The 20,239-nt window shown below is 66.3% G+C and carries 19 protein-coding genes and 1 pseudogene; 13 read left to right on the top strand and 7 right to left on the bottom strand.

The genetic code is table 11. The features are described 5' to 3' along the window. Together EET13_RS09345 and EET13_RS09350 are read right to left on the bottom strand one after the other, a co-directional pair. On the bottom strand, positions 1–603 hold a 603-nt coding region (locus EET13_RS09345), incomplete at its 3' end, for a DUF222 domain-containing protein (protein ID WP_122442024.1). Between the two features lie 114 nt (positions 604–717). Next, positions 718–2,277 carry an aminotransferase class I/II-fold pyridoxal phosphate-dependent enzyme gene (locus tag EET13_RS09350; RefSeq protein WP_122442025.1) on the bottom strand — a complete coding sequence of 520 codons (1,560 nt, stop codon included), beginning with the start codon at positions 2,275–2,277 and terminating at the stop codon, positions 718–720. 408 nt (positions 2,278–2,685) lie between these two features. Between EET13_RS09350 and EET13_RS09355 the strand changes: the two genes are divergently transcribed. From EET13_RS09355 to EET13_RS09375, 5 genes are all read left to right on the top strand, one after another. Beyond that, positions 2,686–3,864 carry a phosphatidylserine decarboxylase gene (locus EET13_RS09355; protein ID WP_122442044.1) on the top strand — a complete coding sequence of 393 codons (1,179 nt, stop codon included), beginning with the start codon at positions 2,686–2,688 and terminating at the stop codon, positions 3,862–3,864. Between the two features lie 392 nt (positions 3,865–4,256). Further along, entirely contained in the window at positions 4,257–6,191 is a 1,935-nt protein-coding gene (locus EET13_RS09360; protein ID WP_122442026.1) for an Hsp70 family protein, read from the top strand. 151 nt (positions 6,192–6,342) lie between these two features. Next, positions 6,343–6,843 carry an oxidoreductase gene (locus EET13_RS09365; protein ID WP_122442045.1) on the top strand — a complete coding sequence of 167 codons (501 nt, stop codon included), beginning with the start codon at positions 6,343–6,345 and terminating at the stop codon, positions 6,841–6,843. 23 nt (positions 6,844–6,866) lie between these two features. Next, positions 6,867–8,357, top strand: coding sequence for a molybdopterin-dependent oxidoreductase (locus tag EET13_RS09370; RefSeq protein WP_122442046.1), 1,491 nt, complete (start codon positions 6,867–6,869; stop codon positions 8,355–8,357). A 10-nt stretch (positions 8,358–8,367) separates the two neighbouring features. Further along, positions 8,368–8,712: a hypothetical protein gene (locus EET13_RS09375; protein ID WP_122442047.1), complete on the top strand. Its 345-nt coding sequence runs from the start codon at positions 8,368–8,370 to the stop codon at positions 8,710–8,712. Here the strand turns inward: EET13_RS09375 and EET13_RS09380 are convergent. The 4 genes and pseudogenes from EET13_RS09380 to EET13_RS30285 form a co-directional block, all read right to left on the bottom strand. Next, positions 8,678–9,010, bottom strand: a complete 333-nt coding sequence (locus EET13_RS09380; RefSeq protein WP_122442027.1) for a hypothetical protein — start codon at positions 9,008–9,010, stop codon at positions 8,678–8,680. The two genes, EET13_RS09375 and EET13_RS09380, sit on opposite strands and share 35 nt — an antisense overlap. A 14-nt stretch (positions 9,011–9,024) precedes the next feature. Further along, a pseudogene (locus EET13_RS09385) lies at positions 9,025–10,090 on the bottom strand (hypothetical protein). A gap of 93 nt (positions 10,091–10,183) precedes the next feature. Continuing rightward, entirely contained in the window at positions 10,184–11,023 is an 840-nt protein-coding gene (locus EET13_RS09390) for an SDR family oxidoreductase (RefSeq protein ID WP_122442028.1), read from the bottom strand. 81 nt (positions 11,024–11,104) lie between these two features. Further along, positions 11,105–11,281, bottom strand: a complete 177-nt coding sequence (locus tag EET13_RS30285; protein ID WP_168991255.1) for a hypothetical protein — start codon at positions 11,279–11,281, stop codon at positions 11,105–11,107. 378 nt (positions 11,282–11,659) lie between these two features. Here EET13_RS30285 and EET13_RS09395 point away from each other — a divergent pair, with 378 nt between their 5' ends. Continuing rightward, positions 11,660–12,121: an MPT63 family protein gene (locus EET13_RS09395; protein ID WP_244603837.1), complete on the top strand. Its 462-nt coding sequence runs from the start codon at positions 11,660–11,662 to the stop codon at positions 12,119–12,121. A 127-nt stretch (positions 12,122–12,248) separates the two neighbouring features. Further along, entirely contained in the window at positions 12,249–13,196 is a 948-nt protein-coding gene (locus EET13_RS09400) for a lysophospholipid acyltransferase family protein (RefSeq protein ID WP_122442030.1), read from the top strand. A 36-nt stretch (positions 13,197–13,232) separates the two neighbouring features. On the opposite strand, the gene EET13_RS09405 is transcribed toward EET13_RS09400, so the two are convergent. Next, on the bottom strand, positions 13,233–13,961 hold the full coding sequence (locus EET13_RS09405; RefSeq protein ID WP_122442031.1) for a winged helix-turn-helix domain-containing protein: 729 nt from the start codon (positions 13,959–13,961) through the stop codon (positions 13,233–13,235). Positions 13,962–14,436: 475 nt separating this feature from the next. On the opposite strand from EET13_RS09405, the gene EET13_RS09410 reads away from it, so the two are divergent. The 6 genes from EET13_RS09410 to dsbE all read left to right on the top strand — a co-directional run bounded on the left by EET13_RS09410 (position 14,437) and on the right by dsbE (position 20,239). After that, a complete protein-coding gene (locus tag EET13_RS09410) occupies positions 14,437–15,948 on the top strand; it encodes an FAD-dependent oxidoreductase (RefSeq protein ID WP_122442032.1) in 1,512 nt (503 codons plus the stop codon). A 176-nt stretch (positions 15,949–16,124) separates the two neighbouring features. Continuing rightward, positions 16,125–16,931, top strand: coding sequence for a UMP kinase (gene pyrH, locus EET13_RS09415; protein ID WP_122442033.1), 807 nt, complete (start codon positions 16,125–16,127; stop codon positions 16,929–16,931). Between the two features lie 30 nt (positions 16,932–16,961). Continuing rightward, on the top strand, positions 16,962–17,519 hold the full coding sequence (gene frr, locus EET13_RS09420; RefSeq protein ID WP_122442034.1) for a ribosome recycling factor: 558 nt from the start codon (positions 16,962–16,964) through the stop codon (positions 17,517–17,519). Positions 17,520–17,550: 31 nt separating this feature from the next. Beyond that, positions 17,551–18,447, top strand: a complete 897-nt coding sequence (locus EET13_RS09425) for a phosphatidate cytidylyltransferase (protein ID WP_122442035.1) — start codon at positions 17,551–17,553, stop codon at positions 18,445–18,447. Between the two features lie 41 nt (positions 18,448–18,488). Continuing rightward, positions 18,489–19,592, top strand: a complete 1,104-nt coding sequence (gene rlmN, locus EET13_RS09430) for a dual-specificity RNA methyltransferase RlmN (RefSeq protein WP_122442036.1) — start codon at positions 18,489–18,491, stop codon at positions 19,590–19,592. Positions 19,593–19,717: 125 nt separating this feature from the next. Further along, entirely contained in the window at positions 19,718–20,239 is a 522-nt protein-coding gene (dsbE, locus tag EET13_RS09435) for a disulfide bond-forming protein DsbE (RefSeq protein WP_122442037.1), read from the top strand.

Here is a 20,239-nt window from a genome sequence, read left to right on the forward strand (position 1 = left end):
CTTTCCCACGGTCAGACCGCGTCGCCGTGCCCTGTCCTCATCGGTGAAGGTGCCGTCGGGATTGAGGCAGTCCATGAGTCGCTGAGCCAGCTTGGCCAATTGGTCGGGCCGGTACTGGGTGGCCAGCTGGGCCAGATGCGCCTCGACCGCCGCCCGGGTTCCTACGTCCACGCTGGCGGGCAGCCGGCGGAAGAAATCGCGGATCACCCGCACCTGGGCCTCCCCGATCCGGCCCTCGAGCTGGGCCGCCGCGGTGGCCGTCAACTGCGCAGGCAACGGCTCCCCGGTCAATGCCCGACGCGGCCCCAGGTCTGCCGCCTCACCCACTCGCCGGCCGGCCTCGCCGCGGGTGATGCGCAGCCGGTTGGCCAGCGCCGCGGGCAGTCGCCCGCCTAACTCCTCCTCGCTGGCCTGCTCGGCGAGCTGATTGACCAGTGCGTGTTCGATGCTGGGCAGCTGGCGCCGAGCCGTTTCGCACCGCTCGAGCAGCGCAAGCCGTTCGGGGGTGGTCAACGCGTCGAAGGAGAGCTCTTGCAGCCGCGACAGGGTCGCCTGCAGCGCGTCAAAGGCCGCAACGACCTCCTCACGACTACTCGAACTCATGTTCGAAACACTACGCCGACCCTCCGACAGAAATGACCGTCGAGCAAAGCGACTCCATGTTTCTCTTTCAGCGAACGTCGACGTCGTTCCGTCGCCGGCCACAGCGAGGCGTTATCAGCTTGCCACCACGCGGAATTCGGCCAGCGACTCGTCCGCGGCGCCCTCGACCATCACTCCCTGGGCGGCCTGGCACTGCAGATAGTCGACGATCGTGTCGGTGAGTAGCTCGCCCGGGGCAACCACCGGGATGCCGGGTGGATAGGGGCAGATCATTTCCGCGGAAACGCGACCGGCCGCCTGCCGCCACGGCAGCATCTCGGTAGCGCCCAGGAAGGCGTCGCGTGGCAACACGACGGTCTCGGTGCGCAGCTGCGACCACGACGGTACGTCGTCGACGGGACGGGGTTTGGCGCCCGCGTGTTCTTCGGCCAGCGCCGCCATGGCGTCGATGAGCCGTTGCGCGGTGGCGTCGGTGTCGGCGTAGGTGATCAGCGCCATCACCCGGCGGTGGTCGGACAGTTCCACATGGATGCCGCGGTGCTCCCGCAACCAGTCAGCGGCCTGGAAATCGGTCAGGCCAAGCCCCACCACATCGATGGTGACATGGGTCGGGTCGAACGCGAAAGCGCCAGCGCTGCCGAGGATTTCGTCGCCGATCAGGTCCAGTCCGGGCAGCTGTGCGATCGCCGATCTGATGCGCAGCGCCACGTCGATCGCGTCGCCCAGCAGCCGCTCGCCGTTTTCCTGGAACTCACGCCGGGCCGCGTCGATGGAGGACAACAGCAGCGTCGACGCGCTGGTGGATTGCTCCAGCTCGAACACCAGCGACAACCGCGTCGAGTCAATTCGGTTGCCCTGCTTGCTGAGTACCGAGGTCTGCTGCAGACCGTTGAGTGACTTGTGGACGCTGCCGATGCACAGATCCGCGCCGCACTCGAGCGCCGAGGGCGGTAGCCGGCTGCAGAAGCTGTAGTCCAGTCCCCACGCGTCGTCGGTGATCAACGGGATGTCGTGGCCGTGCGCCACCTCGGCGAGCCGGCGAACGTCGGCGCTGATGCCGTAGTAGGTCGGGGTGAACACCATCGCGGCTACCGCCTCGGGATGCTCCTGCAACACCCGCTCCAGCCGATCGGGGTCGACGCCATGGGCGATCTGCCACCGCTCGTCGTAGTCGGGCTCCACGTACACCGGCATGGCACCGGAAAGCACCAGCGCCGAAAACGCCGACTTGTGGCCGTTGCGCGCCATCACCAACGTCTCGCCGGGGCGCACGGCCGCCATCATCGCGACATGCACATTCTCCGTGCTGCCGTTGGCGGAAAACAATGTTTCGTCGGCGCCGACGGCTTGGGCAAACAGCTGCATGGCGGTCGGTTCCACCTGCCAGGATTGGTGCCGGTTGTCGACGCCCTTGTTCATCGTGACGTCGGCGCGAAACGCCTCGGAGCCCATCCAGCGGGCCGCGAGCGGTGGCATCCGGCCGGTGCCCGACCGGTGGGCCGGGATACCGAAGGCGATGTCGCCTCGCCGGTGGAATGCCTGAATCGCGTCGCCGATCGGCGTGGCGTCGGGCTCGGCGCGGGCCGGCCCGGCCTCGGCCTCTGCTTGCGCTTTCTTGATGTTCTTGCGGCGCTGCTGATCCACGCGTGCGGAGAAGGACTTTGCGGTTGTCATGATCGGACTTCTCTCATCGCCACTCCGTTTCGTTTCGTGGCCATGAGTACCCGCTGTTCACCACCGGTATGCAACCCGGCCGTCCGTCGCTGCGGTGTTCGTCAGTCCGATGCGGCCGATTACCGAACCCGACGTGGGTTGAGGCGCGAATCATCTTGGCCGACAACCGTTCACGGAGTCGGTCCAGCGGGCAACCCCGGTCCTCCGATTCGCTTGGGCGACCGGCGAGCGGTCTCGACGACGAAGTATCCATGGGATTACCCCGCCGGCTTCGGGGTACCTCTAGGAGGTCAGTACCCGTGAACGACGACCGTTAACCGGCCGCCGCCAGTGACGCTGCGTCGCCAGCCGGTTTTGCCAAGCGCCGCCGCGCTGGACTGTGTCGGCCGCCAGATTAAGGAAAGCCGGATGAGCGAACCCGAACCCATCATCAAGAAACTGCGGGACATCCTCGACACGGAGCGAGACCTTGCCGGCCTGCTCGAGCAATCTTTGGTCAAGGCGCGGAAATGGGCAGCGGCAGAGCTGAATCCGCAACTGTTCGCGGCGCTGGACTGGCCCACCGATATCGGTGAGTACCAGGACTATCTGAAACGCTACCTCAGATGGGTTCCGCAGCAATCGGATGCCGACGCCTGGAAGAACGAGCAGCGCCAGGCCCAGGAGGTCAGCGACCGGATGGGGCATTTCTACTTCCTGGTCGACCAAGAGGCCGACGGTAAGGCGCCACAGGACTGCGATGCGTTCCGGCAGTGGATGACCGAGTTCGCCCGGCAGTGGGGCAATTTCCTCGATACGCCGGAGTCGTTCAATCGGAAGGTGTTGCAGTCGTTCATCGACAACGCGCCGGAATACCGCATCGAGGAATCTCTGGTGGACGGTGTGCCGAACGCGCCCAGTGGCTGGCTGACGGCCAACCAGTTCATCGCGCGCGAAATCAACGGCGGGCTAAGGCCTATCGCGGAGCCGGCAAGCAATGTGGTCGCCACCTCGCCGGCCGATTGTCGTTATCAGCACGCCTACCAGATCGATGCCCATTCCAACATCCCGGCCACGACGGTGAAGAACCGCAAGTACGGCAACATCAAGCAGCTCTTGGAAGGCAGCGCCTACAGCGAAAGCTTCGCCCGCGGCACCTTCGTGCATTACATGCTGCCGGCGCACGCCTATCACCGGTACCACCTGCCGGTGGCAGGTGTGGTCAAGGAATCGTTCCGGATCAACGGCAAAGTGTTCATGCAGGTGGGCATCGAGAATCACGAATTGCAGTCCAGCGACAGTGCCGCCAGCGGATATGAGTTCTCCCAGACGCGCGGAGTAGTCACCGTCGACACCGCCGAATCCGATTGCGGCAACATCGGCATTGTCGCGGTCATCCCGGTGGGAATGGCGCACGTCTCATCGGTGGCGCTCACCTCGGTGGCGGGCAAGCACATGGCCAAGGGAGAAGAATTCGGCTACTTCCAGTTCGGGGGCTCCGACATCATCGTCTTGTTTCAGGAAGGAGCGGCCCGCGAGATCGACACCAGCAAGGAGTTTCGGCTCGTCGGCACACCCGTAGCGCGCTGCCGGCTGCGCGCGGCCTGACGTCAGGCTGACCCCGCCACGGACCGGGCCTGCCGGGGAGGAGGTCGGCATCCTCCCCGGCAGGAGTCTCCATCCCGACGACGCCGGCCGCGTTAGCGGCGGGAATGCACCCCACGCCGGGCTGCACCGCACAACCGCTGCCCGCAGTCCAATCAAATGACCAAGTTCCGTTTCATTCGGTCGTCGGTGCGGTACCCACTGAGCGGTGAACCAAACAACGGGGGGATCAGCGCGTCCCTCCCGCCATTGGCCTCTATTGGCGCGCGAACCATCCGGCTGCCCGTCACCTGGCCGGGCTGTCTTGCCGCGGCGCGCCAGCGCGAGGAGAGGCCGGCCCGTCCTAGCAGAAGGGGCCCCGGGCATACCGGACACAACAGAAAGGACACCGGGAAATGACCGACCCGCTCGGCCTGTCGATCGGGGTGGCAAACCTTGTCGCCGCGCGAACGGGCAGCGCCCCGGTGACCCGCAGCTGCGCGTTGACCTTGTTCAGTGACCGCGCACCCGAAGTGGGCACACCAGAGGAAAACGCCAACGTGGGCGGTTCCGGGCTGACCCTCAGCGGATTTGTCGAGCGCGTCGGAGACGCCGATCCGTTGACAGCGGCCGACGGCTCGACCCACTCCGGTGAGGCCCTGACCGCCGTCGCGCTCGACGCGATGGCAGGCACCGTCGGCTACGGCGCCCCCGTCGCCATCGCGGTCCCCGGCCATTGGGGTGAGCATCAGGTCGGCGCCCTGCGCGAGGCGTTGCGGGGCCACCCCGCTTTGGCGCCCGGCGCGATACCACCGGCGTTCATCTGCGACGCCACCGCTGCGCTGGCGGCGCTGTACGCCAAGCCCGGATTCCCCAACGACGGCATCGTGGTGCTGTGCGATTTCGGCTCCAGCGGCAGCAGCGTCACCTTAGCCGATGCGGCATCGAACTTCCGTCAGATCGCCCCGACCCTGCGGTACCCCGAGTTCTCGGGCAACCAGCTTGACCAGATGATCCTGCGGCACCTTGCGCAGCACACCGCAGACGGCCGAGACGCCGACGGCACCGCACCGCTGGTCCCGCTCAGCCGTCGGCTCGCCCAATGCCGAAGCGCCAAGGAACAATTGTCGGCGGCGACGGTCGCCGTCATCACGGCCGAGATTCCCGGCATCGGCGAAGATATCCGATTGACCCGGACCGGGTTCGAGGACCTCATCTCCCAACCGCTGCAACAATTCGTCTCCTGCGTCGAAGAGGTGTTGCAGCGCAACCAGATTCCCAAGGGCCGGCTGGCCGCGATCGCGACGGTCGGCGGGGGCGCCAGTATCCCGCTGATCACCAACCGACTGTCGGAACGGTTGCAGGTGCCGGTTGTCACCACGGCCCAGCCCAGGTTGAACGCGGCCATCGGCGCCGCAGTTCTGGCTCAAATGCGGTCGTCCGCCGCCGGGACGCCCGCGGTGGGCGCGGTTGTTGGTGACGCGACGGTCGGGACGGGTCCGGAGGCCGCCGCCGCAACGGAAGGCGTAAGCGCGGCGGTCGCCCCCACCGAGGTGGTGCCGTCGGCATGGGCCGTCGGGGCCCGTCGCACCGCCGCAGGCGAAGCGGCCGTCGACGGCGACCAATCGGCGACTTACCGAGCCCTGGCCTGGTCGCAGGAAGCCGTGGGCGACCTGCCGATACCCGCCCCGCACCCCGGCCAAGCCGGTCATGCCGACCAATACGCCGCCGACCAATACGCCGCCGACCACTACGCCGCCGACCAACACGCCGCCGACCAATACGCCGCCGACAGCGCCGGCCAGGCAGTCGGTGCGGAGCACCCCCCGGTCCATTCCGATGCCACAGCACAACGCACCCACTGGTATGGGCGCTCGACGGTGCTCATCGGGGTGACCGGGGCAGCGGCCGTTGCGCTGGTCATCGCCGCGGTTCTGGCCGTGAAGTTCGGTGCCGCCCACAGCAAACCCGTCAACCACACCCGAATGGTCACTCCGCCGGTCGAGTCATCCCGGCTCGAGCCGGCGCCTCCGCCGCCGTCGACCACGGTGGCCGTCACCCCGTCGAATACCGAACCGACCGAATCGGTGACACCGCCGGCGACCACCGTCGCAACAACGCAGCAGCCGGCTACCACATACCCGACGACTCGCCCGAGTCCCAACCCGACCACTTACCCAACGACCGGATATCCCACCACGCCGTCCTATCCGACGACCACCCCGTATCCGGCGAACCCTAATGCCACCCCGCCCAACCCGTCGGTCGGCAAGAGCGCGGCACCGACCCCACCGCCGATCACGACGACGCTGGTACCGGTCAGGCCCACGGTGAATCCCGCGAATCCCTGAACCAGCCGTCGCTGTCGCTGATGCCGTGTGCCCGCCCGGCAGACCGGGTGCCCGAGGCGGTCCCGTCCGGACGTCTGGCCAGCGGGATCGGCGGTTTGGCGGCCGGGCCGTGGCCTGTTTGCACACCGATTCGGCCGGGTACTTAGCAGCGGTGGCTGGTCTGCTCGGGCGACTGCGGCTCAACGTGTGGCAGCGATTGTGGTTTTCGCCGGTGCTCACGCTCAACGGCTACGTCGCCTTCGACCTGCCCCGGACGGTGACCGGATTGGCGGGCTCGCTGCTGATGGGGCTGGTGGGGGTGCACGCCTACCTGCTGGTCACTCAGGAGGGCTTGCCGCTGTACTTCGTGAGCTACGCCACGGCGCTGATCGGCGCCTGCCTGATCGCCGCCAGCGCCATGGCCTTTGCGCTCAAACCACTTGTGCCGCAACGTGGTTGGTATTTCGGCAGCTTGGTCTGCGCGGCCTTCCTGCTGGTTTACCTGGGTAGCCGCTTCGCCAGCCTGCCCGGGCTGGTGGCGTTGACCGGCCGATGGGACCTGGCGCCCGGGACGCTCGCGGCGGCCTGCGCCGCGGGCTTCGTCGCCGTCCATGCGACGGTCCTGTCGGGGATCAACGTGGCTTACCCGCAGCGGCAGAACTGGCACGACTGAACGAGGCAGGGATGACCCAGACCATGACAGTGCTGGACTTCCCGGCCTGGCTGCGCATCGACCATTGGCTCAATGTGCTGTTTTTGACGCTGTTGATCCGCAGCGGCATCGAGATCCTGTCCACCCACCCCAAGCTCTACTGGCATGAGGACAGCAAGCCGGGCACCGAGTGGGCGCGCTTCACCACCAAGCAGATGCCGGTCAACAAGCTCTACGACACCCTCGACGAAGAAGAGGACTACAACTCGCTGTTCGCGCTGCCCGGCCACAAGAAGCTCGGCATGGGACGCCACTGGCACTTTTTTTCAGTGATCGGCTGGGTTCTCGTCGGCCTGTCGTACTACATCCTGCTGTTCGCGACCGGCCAGTGGCACCGATACTGGCCGTATTCGTGGTCGATTTTTCGCGAGGCCTACAACGACATCGTCACCTACCTGAGCTTCAACCTGCCGCCGCTGTTGCCCGGCGGACCCGATGATGCCATTCAGAAGCTGACCTATGCGGGCGTCATTTTTCTGTTGGCGCCGTTTCAGATCCTGACCGGCGCCGCGCAATCGCCGGCGATCGAGGCTCGGTTCCCGTGGTATGTGAGAATGTGGGGGGGTCGGCAGTGGGCGCGCAGCCTGCACTTCCTCGGCCTGGTGGCGTTTTTGGTCTTCATCGTCATCCACCTGTCGATGGTCTTCTTCTGGGGCTGGGGCGAGTTGACCGCGCTGATGATCTTCGGTTCCGTTCGTGACGCCAACTGGGCCACCATATGGTCTTTGGTGATCATCGCGGCCATCGTCGGAGTCCATGTCGCGGCGACGATGTGGAGCCTGCGCCGGCCCGTCCAGGTTCGCCGCATCCTCGGCGCCGTGGTGACCGGAGTTCGCAAAATCCTACTGCGCCCGTTGAATTCGCGGCAGAACTACCCCGAGCGGATGATCTCCAAAGAACACCGGGTCAACGGCAAACCGCCGGCGAGCACCGAATACAAGGTGATGGCGGTGCACAACTTCGTCGACTGGCGACTGCGGGTCGGCGGCCTGGTGGAAAACCCGGTCACCCTGAACCTGGACGAGTTGCGGGCGCTGGCCGATCGGCACTCGCAGCGGGTTCTGCACAACTGTGTCCAGGGCTGGACCAGCATCGGCGAATGGAGCGGGCTGCCGCTGGCGCAACTCGCCGACCATGTGCGGCCGCTGCCGCAGGCCAAATACATCTGCTTTCTGACCATGCAGGACAACGGCCGCGACGAGCCCAGCGCTGAGGGAGTAGGGCAGTTCTACGAGGTGATGGACCTCGAATTGGCTTACAAGCCGCAGACGCTGCTGGCCTACGAGATGAACGGCAAGCCGTTGCCCATCAAACACGGAGCACCGTTGCGGTTGCGGGTGGAGACGCAGGTGGGCTTCAAAATGGCCAAGTGGATCAACCAGATCGAGTTCATCGACGACTACTCCGGCATCGGCAACGGGCTGGGCGGCTGGCGTGAGGACAATGTCCATTACGACAAGGATGTGGAGATCTGACGTGACCGACATGGCGGTACGGCCGGAACTGATCGAGCTGAAAAGCGATGAAAACGAGCAAGTTTGCGAACTGGTGGCGGTTCGGGGCGGACACTGTGCGGCGTGCGGCGAGAAGGACTTCGCGGTCGGGCATGCGCTGTATCTGGGCTTCCTGTTCCTCAACGAGGACGACGACGCCTTCATGGTGGCGTTGACCTGTCGCAACCCCGAGTGCCCCAAGCCGCGAACCGGAATTGTCTTGGCGGGCAAGGAGTTCCTCACCGAATACCACGGCGTTTCGGACATCGGTGCCATCGCGAGCCACGCCAGGGCGGCACAGGCTAGCGCCACCTGGGGCGGCTCGGGGTGTCGGTGAACCGCGGCCGGGCCAGATCGAACCTTTCGATCAGATTCGACATCGAGCGCAATTCGTCGCACACCGACTGAAACCGTTGTTCGTCGGCCGCAGAAAGTATTCCAAGGCAGCTGTAGTGCACCAGCCGGCGTAGTCGCCCGGCCAGCGCCGCTCCCCACCGGATGCTGAAGTCGTAGATCTTTCCGTCGTCGACGTGGTCGCAGCGGCCGAGCTGTTTGAGGGACTCGATCTGCTCGGTGAGTAATTCGATGTCATCGTCGACACCGATCGGCTGTGTTATTTCTGTTGCGGTGCTCATGTCTGTGCACGTCCTCACAGGTGCGGCTTGGCCACGCTGACCAGATACGGTTGACCGCGCAACGCCAGATACACCCGTTTGGGTCCCACCGCCATCCCCGACAGCGGCGCGGAGGCGAGCGGGCCGCCCGGAAGGCCTGTCCGATAGTCGATCGTGCGGAGTACCGGGATGGTCCCGTCGGAGTAGCCAGTGAAGCTCTCCGTTTCCAGCACCACCACGTCGCGGTCGGTGGCGGCGTAGATGCGGGTGTCGTCGGTGCCGAGGTAACGAATCGGCGCCGAAAGTTGTGCGCGGCCAAGCACTTCCATGCCGTGCCCGCCGCGTCGGGAATCGACCGCATACAGCACGCTGTCGTTGCGCCCGGCGACATAGCTGCGCGTCACCGCGGTACCGTCCCCGGCCGACACGGCTACGTCCATATGCAACGAGCCACGTTCCTCGGGCGGCGACGACGGACCCTTGTAATAGCGGATACCGGAGGCACCGTAAAGGTGGTACTCGATCTGGCGTCCCCGGTTGGCGCCGTCGATGGTGTCTGCGGGCTCCCCGGAGATGTTGGCGGCCGGCAGTTTTCGAAATCCGTACTGATCCACCGGCGTCACCGAACACCCGTCCGCCGACAACGCCAGCAGCACGCGCATTCCGGCATCTTCGGTGAGGAAAGCCGGAGCCGGCCCGGCGTCGAACTCGTCGACCCGTCGCAGGCTGTCGATGTCGACGACCGCCACCCGGCCACGTTGCGGCTGCGGCACGAAGACGTGCCGGTCGTCTTTCTGGCTGATCTGCAGGTTTCGCCCGACGTCCATCGGGTCCGAAAACTGGGTCGGGGCGGTAGGGGAACCGGTGACGGTGATCTTGGCCAGCCGGTGGTCATCGGTGAGGCCCAGCAGCGCGTGGTCGCGATACGAACCACACGGGATCATGCACCGCCGCTCCGATCGCGGTCAGCTCCACCGCCGGCGCGCTTTCCAGGACCGTACCAGGCGGAGAACAGCCGGAGGCTGCCACCAGTCCGGCGGCTAGTGCACCAGACCAGCGCCACCGCAGACATCGGCGGGGACAACTATCGAGGGCCACCATCGCTCGGCGTCCTTTCGCTACACCCCTAGGGCAGTACCCCCGCGGCGGTCCGGCTACACACGCCCGGTGGGGCAGTGGATCCGGCGGCGTGCCCTACAGAATCGGCCGGCCTCCGGTGACGGCCACCCGGGCGCCGGAAATGTAACTGGCCTCATCGGATGCCAACAGGACGTAGATCGGCGCCAGTTCGGCAGGTTGACCGGCCCGTCCCAGCGGCACGTTGTCCCCGAAGGACTGCACGCTGTCCGCGGGCATGGTCGCCGGGATCAGCGGTGTCCAGATCGGACCCGGTGCCACGCTGTTGACGCGAATCCCTCGCTCCCCGAGCAGTTGAGCCAGGCTTGCCGAGAAATTGGCGATGGCCGCCTTGGTTGCCGCGTACGGCGCCAACGTGGGGTTGGGCGTATCGGAGTTGACCGAGGAGCTACCGATGATCGAGGACCCGGCGCGCATGAACGGCAACGCCGCTTTGACCAGATGGAAGTAGGCGCCCACATTGAGCCGGAAGGTGTAGTCCCACTCCTCGTCACTGATCTCGTCGAGGCTTTTGTGCATCATCTGATAGGCGGCATTGTTGACCAGAATGTCGATGCCGCCGAATTCCTGAACCGCGCGGTCGATCACCGCGCGGCAATGCGCCGCATCCGCGAGATCTCCGGGCATCAGGACACATCGCCGGCCGGCCTCCTCGACGTGGCGTGCGACGTCGCGCGCGTCGTCGTGCTCGTTGAGGTAGGAGATGAGTACATCGGCGCCTTCACGTGCGTACGCGATCGCCACCGCACGGCCGATGCCGCTGTCCCCGCCGGTAATGACCGCGCGCTTACCGGTGAGCTTTGCCGAACCGCGGTAGCTGTTTTCGCCACAGTCGGGAACAGGGTTCATCCGGGCCTGCACTCCGGGCACGCTTTGTTGCTGCGCCGCAAAGCTCATTGCAACTCCTTTTCGGTAATTCCTGCTGAACAATCGTTGAGCACCGCAAATATTCGACCGATAAGCCCGCGCCGCGTCAGTTCAGGAATTCCGGCTTCCCGGGCCGGCCGTGGACACGTCGTGGTCGTCGTCGGCCGGTGGCTCTGGATCGCGCCATTCCTGGCTTCTGCTCGAGCGGTTTGCCTGTAGGGTGCCGCTCAATTCATGCTGGAGTTCCTCGCCGTGGCGCGCGCTGTGCTTGGCGTTCCCGCGTTCCATGGCAGGTATCCCCTTTCGTGGAGCGGCTCGTGGGCGGTTCGTGCGCCCCGCGGCTCGGCTGCACACCGGCTACCCGTGCCCGCGGCCGGCTAATCAGTCGCAGGCGGCAATTCCGGCCGCGAGTGCAATCCCGATTCGGTTCGGTGGCAGTTGATGCTGGTGTTAATGCCTGTTGCCAATGATGTTATGCCGGGCAAAAAGAAATCTGATTCCTCGCGCAGGTGAGCCAGCGAATCGGGGTAACGGGACCGACGAGCGCGTTTGGGCCCGCAACGGCGCGGTTATTCGTTGGGCAGTGGTTTAGGACCCGAATAGGGCAACGACTGCTTTGAACGACACGAAAGAGAGGGGATAAGCGTGAAGTTCACAACGGCTGCAATGAAGACAGCTATCGGTGCGGCGGCGATCGCGGCGGCTGGTGTTTTCGGCGCGGCAACGGCAACTGCGGCACCTCCGACCGTCCAGGGCTTCGGTACCGCCGAACGGCTGGTCGACGGGCCGCTGGTCACCTCCTACACGGTGGCTAACCTGCAGCCCAGCACTGTGACGATCCCTGGCTACACCCCGCAGGGGCAGCTCTACCAGGCGGAGATCACCGCCAAGTCCGTCAGCGGAGTCGTCACCCCCGTGGTGGCTGACTTCAATGCCCGCTCGGCCACCGGCCAGACCTATCGGGTGATCGACACGGTTCCCGTTCCCAACGGCCTGAACCCAGCGCCGATCAACCAAGGTGACCAACGCAGCGGAATGCTCTACTTCGACGTGACCGGCCAGCCGCCCAACGGCGTGGTCTACAACGACGGAGTGCAGGACGTTCTCATCTGGACCAGCAACGTCTAAACGCTCGTCCGCTGCTTGTTAATCGACCTCCCCGCGTCAGTGCTGACGCGGGGAGGTCTTTGTTGCCGCCCGCCAATCAACTGGCCAGGCCTGCATCGGCACCCACTCGATCGGGTACTCCGTCGCCATGAGTGCAACCGATACCAGGCCCGAAGAGGTCCGCGAACAGGCGCGCCGGCATGCCGATCAAGCCCAGGCGATGATGGGGGACAAGCGCGACAAGCAAGCCGGCGGGCTTAGCGGCTGGGTGGCCAAACGCGCCGGCGAATGGGATCTCGACGGCCAGGACGAGACCACCCTGCACCGCCACAAGTTTGTCTGGAACTTACTCGTCGACTACTGGTTCCGCATGGAGATAGACGGGTGGGAAAACATTCCGGAGCCACCGGTGCTGTTGATCGGCATCCACTCGGGAGCCCCGTTTGTCTGGGATGCGTGGACCGTGGGCCTGCAATGGTGGCGACGGTTCGGCCCGGAGCGCCCGTTGCACGGCACGGCTCACGATGCGCTGATGGCGATACCAGGAATCGGGCGATACTTCCGGTCAATGGGGGTCCTTCCCGCGGCCCCGGACGCGATCGCGACGGCGTTGGCCGAGGGCCGTGACGTGGCGTTGTGGCCCGGGGGTGAGGTCGATTCGCTGCGTCCCTGGACGGAGCGCGACCGGGCCAACCTGGCCGGGCGGAAAGGCTTCGTCAAAATGGCGATTCGTGCCGGGGTGCCCATCGTGCCGATCGCGACGGTCGGCGGCGCCGACGCCATGCCGGTGCTGATCCGCGGCGACCGCCTGTCCCGCGTCTTGCAGCTCGATCGGCTGTTGCGGCTGAAGGTATTTCCGCTGGCCATCTCGCTACCGTGGGGCATTGCGCCGGCAGCGCTTCCGCAGTTGCCGTTGCCTGCCAAGATCCGGACCCGGTTCATGCCGGCGGTCGAGGTGGACCATGACCCGGCCCGCGCGGAGGACAAGGCCCACGACGAGGCCTATGTCGACGGCAAGTACCGCGAAGTCGAGGACAGCATCCAGCACGGGATGGACGCGCTGACCCGCAGGCGCGCCCTGCCGCTGTTCGGCTGACGAGCGGGGCTAACGGAGCTAGTGGGGATTATCGGATTATTGGGCACAGGAATCGGCGGCCGCGGCAGCCACCGGCGCTTTCTCCTGCTGTCGGACAATCCACCGGGGCTCCGGTGGTGTCGCCACTCGGTAGCCCACGCTACGAACGGTCTCCAGCAGCGCCGCATACTCGGCTCCGAGCTTGGCGCGCAGTCGTCGCACGTGAACGTCCACGGTGCGGACCTGACCGGCGCAGTCATACCCCCACACTTCATGCATCAGCCGGGTCCGGGTGAACGCCCGCCCCGCGTGCTGCACAAAAAAAGCAAGCAACTTGAATTCGGTGGCGGTCAGGCCCAGGTCTTTGCCGCCCAACGAGGCCGCATAGCTATCGGGGTGAAGAACCAGGCCACCGAATTCGAGCGTGCCCTCCAGGGCGTTACGCCGGCGGGTCACCGCCATCCGCAGCCGTGCCTGCAACTCGGCAGCGCCGGCCGCCTCCAGCAAGACATCGTCGAAATTCCAGTCGACGTCAACCTCGATGAAATCGGCCGGCGCGACCACGGCCAGCACCGCCAGCGCAGGGGCGCTGGCCGTCAGCCGCCGGCACGCCCGGCGCGCCGCGCCCAAGTCGTTGCGCGCGTCGATCATCGCGACGTCAGCGCCGTCAACCTGCCATGCCAGCCGGTCGTCCAGCGGCGCGCGCCGTAGCGAGCGCGCAACCGACGGCAAGGTCGGCAAGGCCGATTCGAAGTCGGCGTCGTTGCTGATCAGCAGAACTTCCAACGGACGTCTCCCAACCCCTCGCACGGGTTCCACGACTGGGCATCCGTAGGTTGCATCCGGAAGTCCTCGTGCGTAGGCCCCTATCCCGTAGGCACCTCCCGGGGAGATGTCTCACATTGAACGCGTGAATACCCGCTGGAAAGAGAATTATTCGCACGTGTGATCGGGCTAACAGGATCAAGTTCCGCACGATCGATGAACCCGGCCCGGGTCCCGGGCCGGGTCCACCATTCCCTCAAGTCCCTCGAGCCGTGGCCGGCTCGGGCTGCACTCCAGGTGCAGCGGAGTCGCGCCCGTTCGTCACCGCGCTCGTCTCACTGCGCGCCGAATTCCCCGGCACACCGACTGCTCAAACATCGGCTCGAACATCAGCACAGTCTCGAACATCAGCACAGTGGGGCCGGATCACGGCTGCTGCGACAGTTGTTAGCAGCGACACCGTTTGGCCGGGCTCGCCCCGGGCAACTAGCCACCAATGACATCGCTATGGCTGGCCGGCCACAATCGGCTGCGGGAGCAATCCGATCGCCTGAACGGCCAGTTGACGTCGGCCGACGTGGTCGTGGTCGGCGCCGGCATCACCGGGCTGGTCGCCGCGGTGCTGTTGGCACGGGCCGGCAGGGAGGTGCTGGTTCTGGAAGCCCGCACAGCAGGCGCGGTGACGACGGGCAACACCACCGGAAAGCTCAGCCTGCTGCAGGGCACCACACTGTCGAAGATCGTCGCTCGCCACGGCGACCGCCTGGCCGCCGACTATGTGCGCGGCAATCGGGAGGGCCAGGACTGGCTGTTGCGCCATTGCGCCGCCAACCAGCTGCCGCTGCAGCGCCAAGACGACCACACCTATGCCCAAAGCCCCGACGAAGTGGCGTCGGCGCGCGCCGTCCTGGCCGCCTGCGAACGGGCCGGAGTCGGCGCGCAGTGGGCCGCCGAGGCCGACGTGCCGTTCCCATATCACGGGGGCGTGCGGCTTTCCGATCAGGCGCAGATCGACCCGATGCCGTTGCTGGACAGCTTCATCCGGGAGCTGACCGACCGTGGCGGTCTCCTTGTGGAAGGAGCCCGGGTGCGGAGGTTGTCGCACCACCGGGGGCGCGTCCGGCTGGCGGTGCGGACGAGCGACGGCGGCGCCGAAGTCGACGCGGGGCACTGCATCCTGGCCACCGGCATGCCCGTCTTCGACCGCGGCGGATTCTTCGCCCGGCTCAAACCCAACAGGTCCTATTGCACGGCCTTCGACGTCCCCGGCCCCATCACCCGGTCGATGTTCATCTCGGCCGGCTCGCCGACCAGGTCGGTACGCTATGCGCCCTTCGGCGACGGCGAGCGGCTCATCGTGGCCGGGGCCAGTCATGTCGTCGGGCGCAAGAGTCCCGTCGCCGAGCTCGACGAGCTGACGTCGTGGGCACGAAGCCACTATCCGGGCGCGGTAGCCACCCACCGCTGGTCGGCACAGGACTACACGGCCGTCGACCAACTGCCCTATGTCGGGCCCATCCTGCCTGGTGATGAAAAGGTGCTCGTTGCTTCAGGATTCAACAAGTGGGGACTGACCAACGGGGTGGCCGCGGCGTTGCTGCTCAGCTCCCGCATTCTCGGCGGGCGGATGGACTGGGCCCGGGCGTTCGCGGCGTGGAGTCCGCATGAATTGACTGGGGCCACCACGGCTGTCACCGCCAATCTCGAGGTCGCCTACCACCTGGCCAAAGGCTGGCTGGCGCCGGCCGTCCGGCGGGCCGATGGCATCGACAGCAATGGTGACGGCAACGGCGGCGTGGTCACCGGGCCGCCGTGGCACCTGCAGGCGAGGTGTTCGGTGGACGGCGTCGAGCACCGGGTTTCGCCGGTTTGCCCGCACCTGGGCGGCATCGTGAACTGGAACGAGGCCTCCCAAGCCTGGGAATGCCCGTTGCATGGATCGCGATTTGCCGCCGACGGCGCCCTGCTGGAAGGACCGGCCACCCAGGACCTGAACGCGTCGTCTTAGGCCGCGCGGTCGCCATCAGCCGTATGCCCAGCGCAGCTGGCCGTCGGGCGGCGAGGTGAGCCCGGCCGAGCTGGACGTCGCCGTCCCCCCGGCTACCCCACCGCACCGCGATGAGGCAGGATGTCAGATGCCGTCCCGCGTGGTCGCCGGGATGGCACTGTCATGCGAGGAGTCTTATGGCGGAGCGCCCGGAAACCGATGTCGCCGGCTCGGCGGCTCCCAGGCCGGAGCCGACATCCACCAACGGCGTACCGGCTTCCGCGGTTGGACCCCCACCGTCGAGGTACAAGCGAGTGTTGCTCAAGCTCGGCGGCGAAATGTTCGGCGGCGGCCAGGTGGGCCTGGATCCCGACGTGGTGGCGCAAGTGGCCCGGCAGATCGCCGAGGTGGTGCGCGGTGGGGTACAGGTCGCCGTGGTCATCGGTGGCGGCAATTTCTTCCGCGGCGCGCAGTTGCAGCAGCGCGGTATGGAACGCACCCGCTCGGACTACATGGGCATGCTCGGGACTGTCATGAATAGCCTTGCGCTGCAGGACTTTCTGGAGAAAGAAGGCATTGTCACCCGGGTTCAGACGGCAATCACCATGGGCCAGGTGGCCGAACCCTATCTGCCGTTGCGGGCCGTCCGCCACCTGGAGAAGGGGCGCGTGGTGATCTTCGGCGCCGGCATGGGGCTGCCCTACTTCTCTACCGACACCACCGCAGCGCAGCGGGCGCTGGAGATCGGCGCGGACGTGGTCTTGATGGCAAAGGCGGTTGACGGGGTGTTCGCCGAGGATCCGCGCGAGAATCCCGCGGCCGAACTGCTGACCGTGATCAGTCACCGGGAGGTGATTGATAGGGGGCTGCGAGTTGCCGATGCCACCGCATTCAGCTTGTGTATGGACAATGGCATGCCAATTCTGGTGTTCAACCTGCTGGTCGATGGGAATATTGCCCGTGCGGTCGCCGGTGAGAAGATCGGAACGCTGGTCACCACCTAAACGCTGGTCACCACTAAAGGGGAAGACGCGATGATCGACGATGCTCTCTTCGATGCCGAAGAGAAAATGGAGAAGGCCGTATCGGTGGCCCGGGACGACTTGTCAACGATCCGGACCGGGCGGGCCAATCCCGGCATGTTCTCCCGGATCGTCATCGACTACTACGGCACCAACACCCCGATCACCCAGCTGGCCAGCATCAACGTTCCCGAGGCACGGATGGTCGTCATCAAGCCCTACGAAGCCAACCAGCTGCACGCCATCGAGACGGCGATTCGAAACTCCGACCTCGGGGTCAACCCCACCAACGACGGCACCGTCATCCGCGTGGCGATACCGCAGCTCACCGAGGAGCGCCGGCGCGAGCTGGTCAAGCAGGCCAAGCACAAAGGAGAGGAAGCCCGGGTCTCGGTGCGCAACATCCGTCGTAAAGCGATGGAGGAACTGCACCGCATCCGCAAGGACGGCGAGGCCGGCGAAGACGAAGTAGGTCGCGCGGAAAAGGACCTCGACAAGACCACCCACCACTATGTCGCCCAGATCGATGAACTGGTGAAACACAAAGAAGGCGAGCTGCTGGAGGTCTAGGACCGCTCAGCAGCCAAGTCTGATCAGATCCGTGGCAACTACCGATGCCAGCACCGGCACCCCGGCCGACGGCCCGCCGCAGGGGCCGAAGAAGTCCTCCCGGGCTGGTCGTGACCTGCCCGCGGCAATCGCGGTGGGCTCGGCGATCGGCGCTGTCCTCATCGCGACCCTGCTGCTGGCTCCGCGCGGCTGGATAGCCATCTGCGCGTTGGCCATGGCCGTCGCCAGCCATGAGGTGGTGCGGCGGCTGCGCGAAGCCGGGTACCTGATCCCGGTAATCCCGTTGCTGGTCGGCGGCCAGGTCACGATCTGGCTGAGCTGGCCCTACGGGGTTCGCGGCGTGCTGGCGGGCTTCGGCGCCATGGTCGTGGTCTGCATGATCTGGCGGCTGTTCATGCAGGACAAGCGGTCGGACGGCGGCGCCGAGCGGGCTGCGCCGGGGAACTACCTGCGTGACACGTCGGCCACCATCTTTCTGGCCGCGTGGGTGGTGCTGTTCGGCTCCTTCGCTGCGCTGCTGGTCTACCACGGCGCCGGCTGGGTGTTTGCCATGATGATCGCGGTCATCGCCTCCGACGTCGGTGGTTATGCGGTGGGGGTGTTGTTCGGCAAGCATCCGATGGTTCCAACGATCAGCCCGAAGAAATCGTGGGAGGGATTCGCCGGTTCGATGGTCTGCGGTGTCACCGCGACCACCATTACCGCGACGTACCTGGCCGGCAAGACACCGTGGGTGGGGGCGCTGCTGGGCGTACTTTTCGTGCTGACCACGACCCTGGGCGACCTGGTGGAGTCGCAAGTGAAGCGCGACCTCGGGATCAAAGACATGGGGCGGCTGCTGCCGGGCCATGGCGGCTTGATGGACCGGCTCGACGGCGTTCTGCCGTCCGCGGTGGCGGCCTGGATAGTGCTGACGCTGCTGCCCTAAGCTGCCCTAGCTTGCCCGGCAGGTCGATACTGGACACCATCATGGTTGGTGAGCTGATGTTCGAGGCGCCGCGCCGCGGCATGCCACCGCGGCACCTCGCCGATTTTGACGCGGCCGGTCGTGCGGCTGCCGTCGCCGAACTGGGCCTGCCAGCGTTTCGGGCCAAGCAACTCGCGCACCATTACTTCGGCCGTCTGATCGCCGACCCGCGCCAGATGACCGACCTGCCTGCGGCTGACCGCGACGTGCTCGCCGCGGCGATGTTGCCGACTCTGCTGACGGCGGTGCGCGAAGTCGCCTGCGACGCCGGCCAGACTCGGAAGACGTTGTGGCGGGCCGTCGATGGGGCAACCGTCGAGTCGGTGCTGATGCGCTACCCGCAACGCAATACGGTGTGCATCTCGTCGCAGGCCGGCTGCGGCATGGCCTGCCCGTTCTGTGCCACCGGCCAGGGTGGCCTGACCCGCAATCTGTCGACCGCAGAGATCGTCGAACAGGTGCGGGCCGCCGCGGCGGCGCTGCGAGACGACTTCGGCCTACCTCCCCTGCGGTTGTCCAACGTGGTCTTCATGGGTATGGGGGAGCCGCTGGCCAACTATTCGCGGGTGCTGGCCGCCGTGCGGCGCATCACCGAGCCGCCGCCGGGGGGTTTCGGCATCTCGGCCCGCTCGGTGACGGTGTCGACGGTGGGTCTGGCCCCAGCGATCCGCAAACTCGCCGACGAACGGCTCGGCGTGACGCTCGCGCTGTCGTTGCACGCACCCGATGACGAGCTGCGTGACACGCTGGTGCCGGTGAACAACCGCTGGAAAATCGGCGAGGCCCTCGATGCAGCGCGCTACTACGCCGAGGCGACCGGCCGTCGGGTGTCGGTGGAATACGCACTCATTCGTGACGTCAACGACCAACCCTGGCGGGCCGACCTGCTGGGCCGGCGACTGCACCGCGCCCTGGGGCCGCTGGTCCATGTCAACCTCATCCCGCTGAACCCGACACCGGGCAGCGACTGGGACGCCAGCCCCAAAACGGTCGAGCGCAATTTCGTCAAGCATGTTCGCGCGCAACGAGTTTCGTGTACTGTCCGGGACACTCGCGGCCGGGAGATCGGCGCCGCCTGCGGACAGCTGGCCGCCGGAGGCGGGTAGCTGGAGCGCGGGCGCATGGGGCCCCGCCTGCGGACAGCTGGCCGCCGGAGGCGGGTAGCTGGAGCGATGAACCGCAACGGCGGGTATTACGTCATCAGGGCACAACGTCTGCAGGAGGGGCTGTCATGATTGTTCGCCTACTGTCACCGGCCAAAGCATTCGTCGCGGGCGTTGCCGCCGTGACAATCGCGATGGTCCTGTTGCTCGGCCTCACCGCTGCGCCGCGGGCGATGGCCGCTGATGACCGTCTGAATTTCACCGCCACCACCCTCAGTGGAGCTCAGTTCAACGGGGCCAGCCTGCAGGGAAAGCCGGCCGTGTTGTGGTTCTGGACGCCGTGGTGTCCGTTCTGCAACGCCGAGGCGCCCAGCGTCAGCCACGTGGCGGCCGCCAATCCACGTGTCACTTTCGTCGGTGTTGCGGCGCACTCCGACGTCGGCGCCATGCAGGGTTTCGTCGCCAAGTACGGCCTGAACTTCACCAACCTCAACGACGCCGACGGCTCGATCTGGGCGCGCTACAACGTGCCCTGGCAGCCGGCCTGGGTGTTCTACCGCGCGGATGGCTCATCGACCTTCGTCAACAACCCGACGTCGGCCATGTCCGAGCAAGAGCTCTCCGGCCGCGTGGCCGAGTTGGCGTCCTGA

It is taken from the genome of Mycobacterium attenuatum (genome assembly GCF_900566085.1).
GTDB classification, from domain to species: domain Bacteria; phylum Actinomycetota; class Actinomycetes; order Mycobacteriales; family Mycobacteriaceae; genus Mycobacterium; species Mycobacterium attenuatum.

What these genes read in the sequence shown, in the direction of transcription:
- rlmN (WP_122442036.1), top strand. Translation starts at nt 18,489, where the DNA reads ATGGTTGGTGAGCTGATGTTCGAGGCGCCGCGCCGCGGCATGCCACCG.
- EET13_RS09350 (WP_122442025.1), bottom strand. Translation starts at nt 2,277, where the DNA reads ATGACAACCGCAAAGTCCTTCTCCGCACGCGTGGATCAGCAGCGCCGC.
- EET13_RS09400 (WP_122442030.1), top strand. Translation starts at nt 12,249, where the DNA reads ATGAGTGCAACCGATACCAGGCCCGAAGAGGTCCGCGAACAGGCGCGC.
- dsbE (WP_122442037.1), top strand. Translation starts at nt 19,718, where the DNA reads ATGATTGTTCGCCTACTGTCACCGGCCAAAGCATTCGTCGCGGGCGTT.
- EET13_RS09375 (WP_122442047.1), top strand. Translation starts at nt 8,368, where the DNA reads ATGGCGGTACGGCCGGAACTGATCGAGCTGAAAAGCGATGAAAACGAG.
- EET13_RS09360 (WP_122442026.1), top strand. Translation starts at nt 4,257, where the DNA reads ATGACCGACCCGCTCGGCCTGTCGATCGGGGTGGCAAACCTTGTCGCC.
- EET13_RS09355 (WP_122442044.1), top strand. Translation starts at nt 2,686, where the DNA reads ATGAGCGAACCCGAACCCATCATCAAGAAACTGCGGGACATCCTCGAC.
- pyrH (WP_122442033.1), top strand. Translation starts at nt 16,125, where the DNA reads ATGGCGGAGCGCCCGGAAACCGATGTCGCCGGCTCGGCGGCTCCCAGG.
- EET13_RS09380 (WP_122442027.1), bottom strand. Translation starts at nt 9,010, where the DNA reads ATGAGCACCGCAACAGAAATAACACAGCCGATCGGTGTCGACGATGAC.
- EET13_RS09395 (WP_244603837.1), top strand. Translation starts at nt 11,660, where the DNA reads ATGAAGACAGCTATCGGTGCGGCGGCGATCGCGGCGGCTGGTGTTTTC.
- EET13_RS09410 (WP_122442032.1), top strand. Translation starts at nt 14,437, where the DNA reads ATGACATCGCTATGGCTGGCCGGCCACAATCGGCTGCGGGAGCAATCC.
- EET13_RS30285 (WP_168991255.1), bottom strand. Translation starts at nt 11,281, where the DNA reads ATGGAACGCGGGAACGCCAAGCACAGCGCGCGCCACGGCGAGGAACTC.
- EET13_RS09390 (WP_122442028.1), bottom strand. Translation starts at nt 11,023, where the DNA reads ATGAGCTTTGCGGCGCAGCAACAAAGCGTGCCCGGAGTGCAGGCCCGG.
- EET13_RS09370 (WP_122442046.1), top strand. Translation starts at nt 6,867, where the DNA reads ATGACAGTGCTGGACTTCCCGGCCTGGCTGCGCATCGACCATTGGCTC.
- frr (WP_122442034.1), top strand. Translation starts at nt 16,962, where the DNA reads ATGATCGACGATGCTCTCTTCGATGCCGAAGAGAAAATGGAGAAGGCC.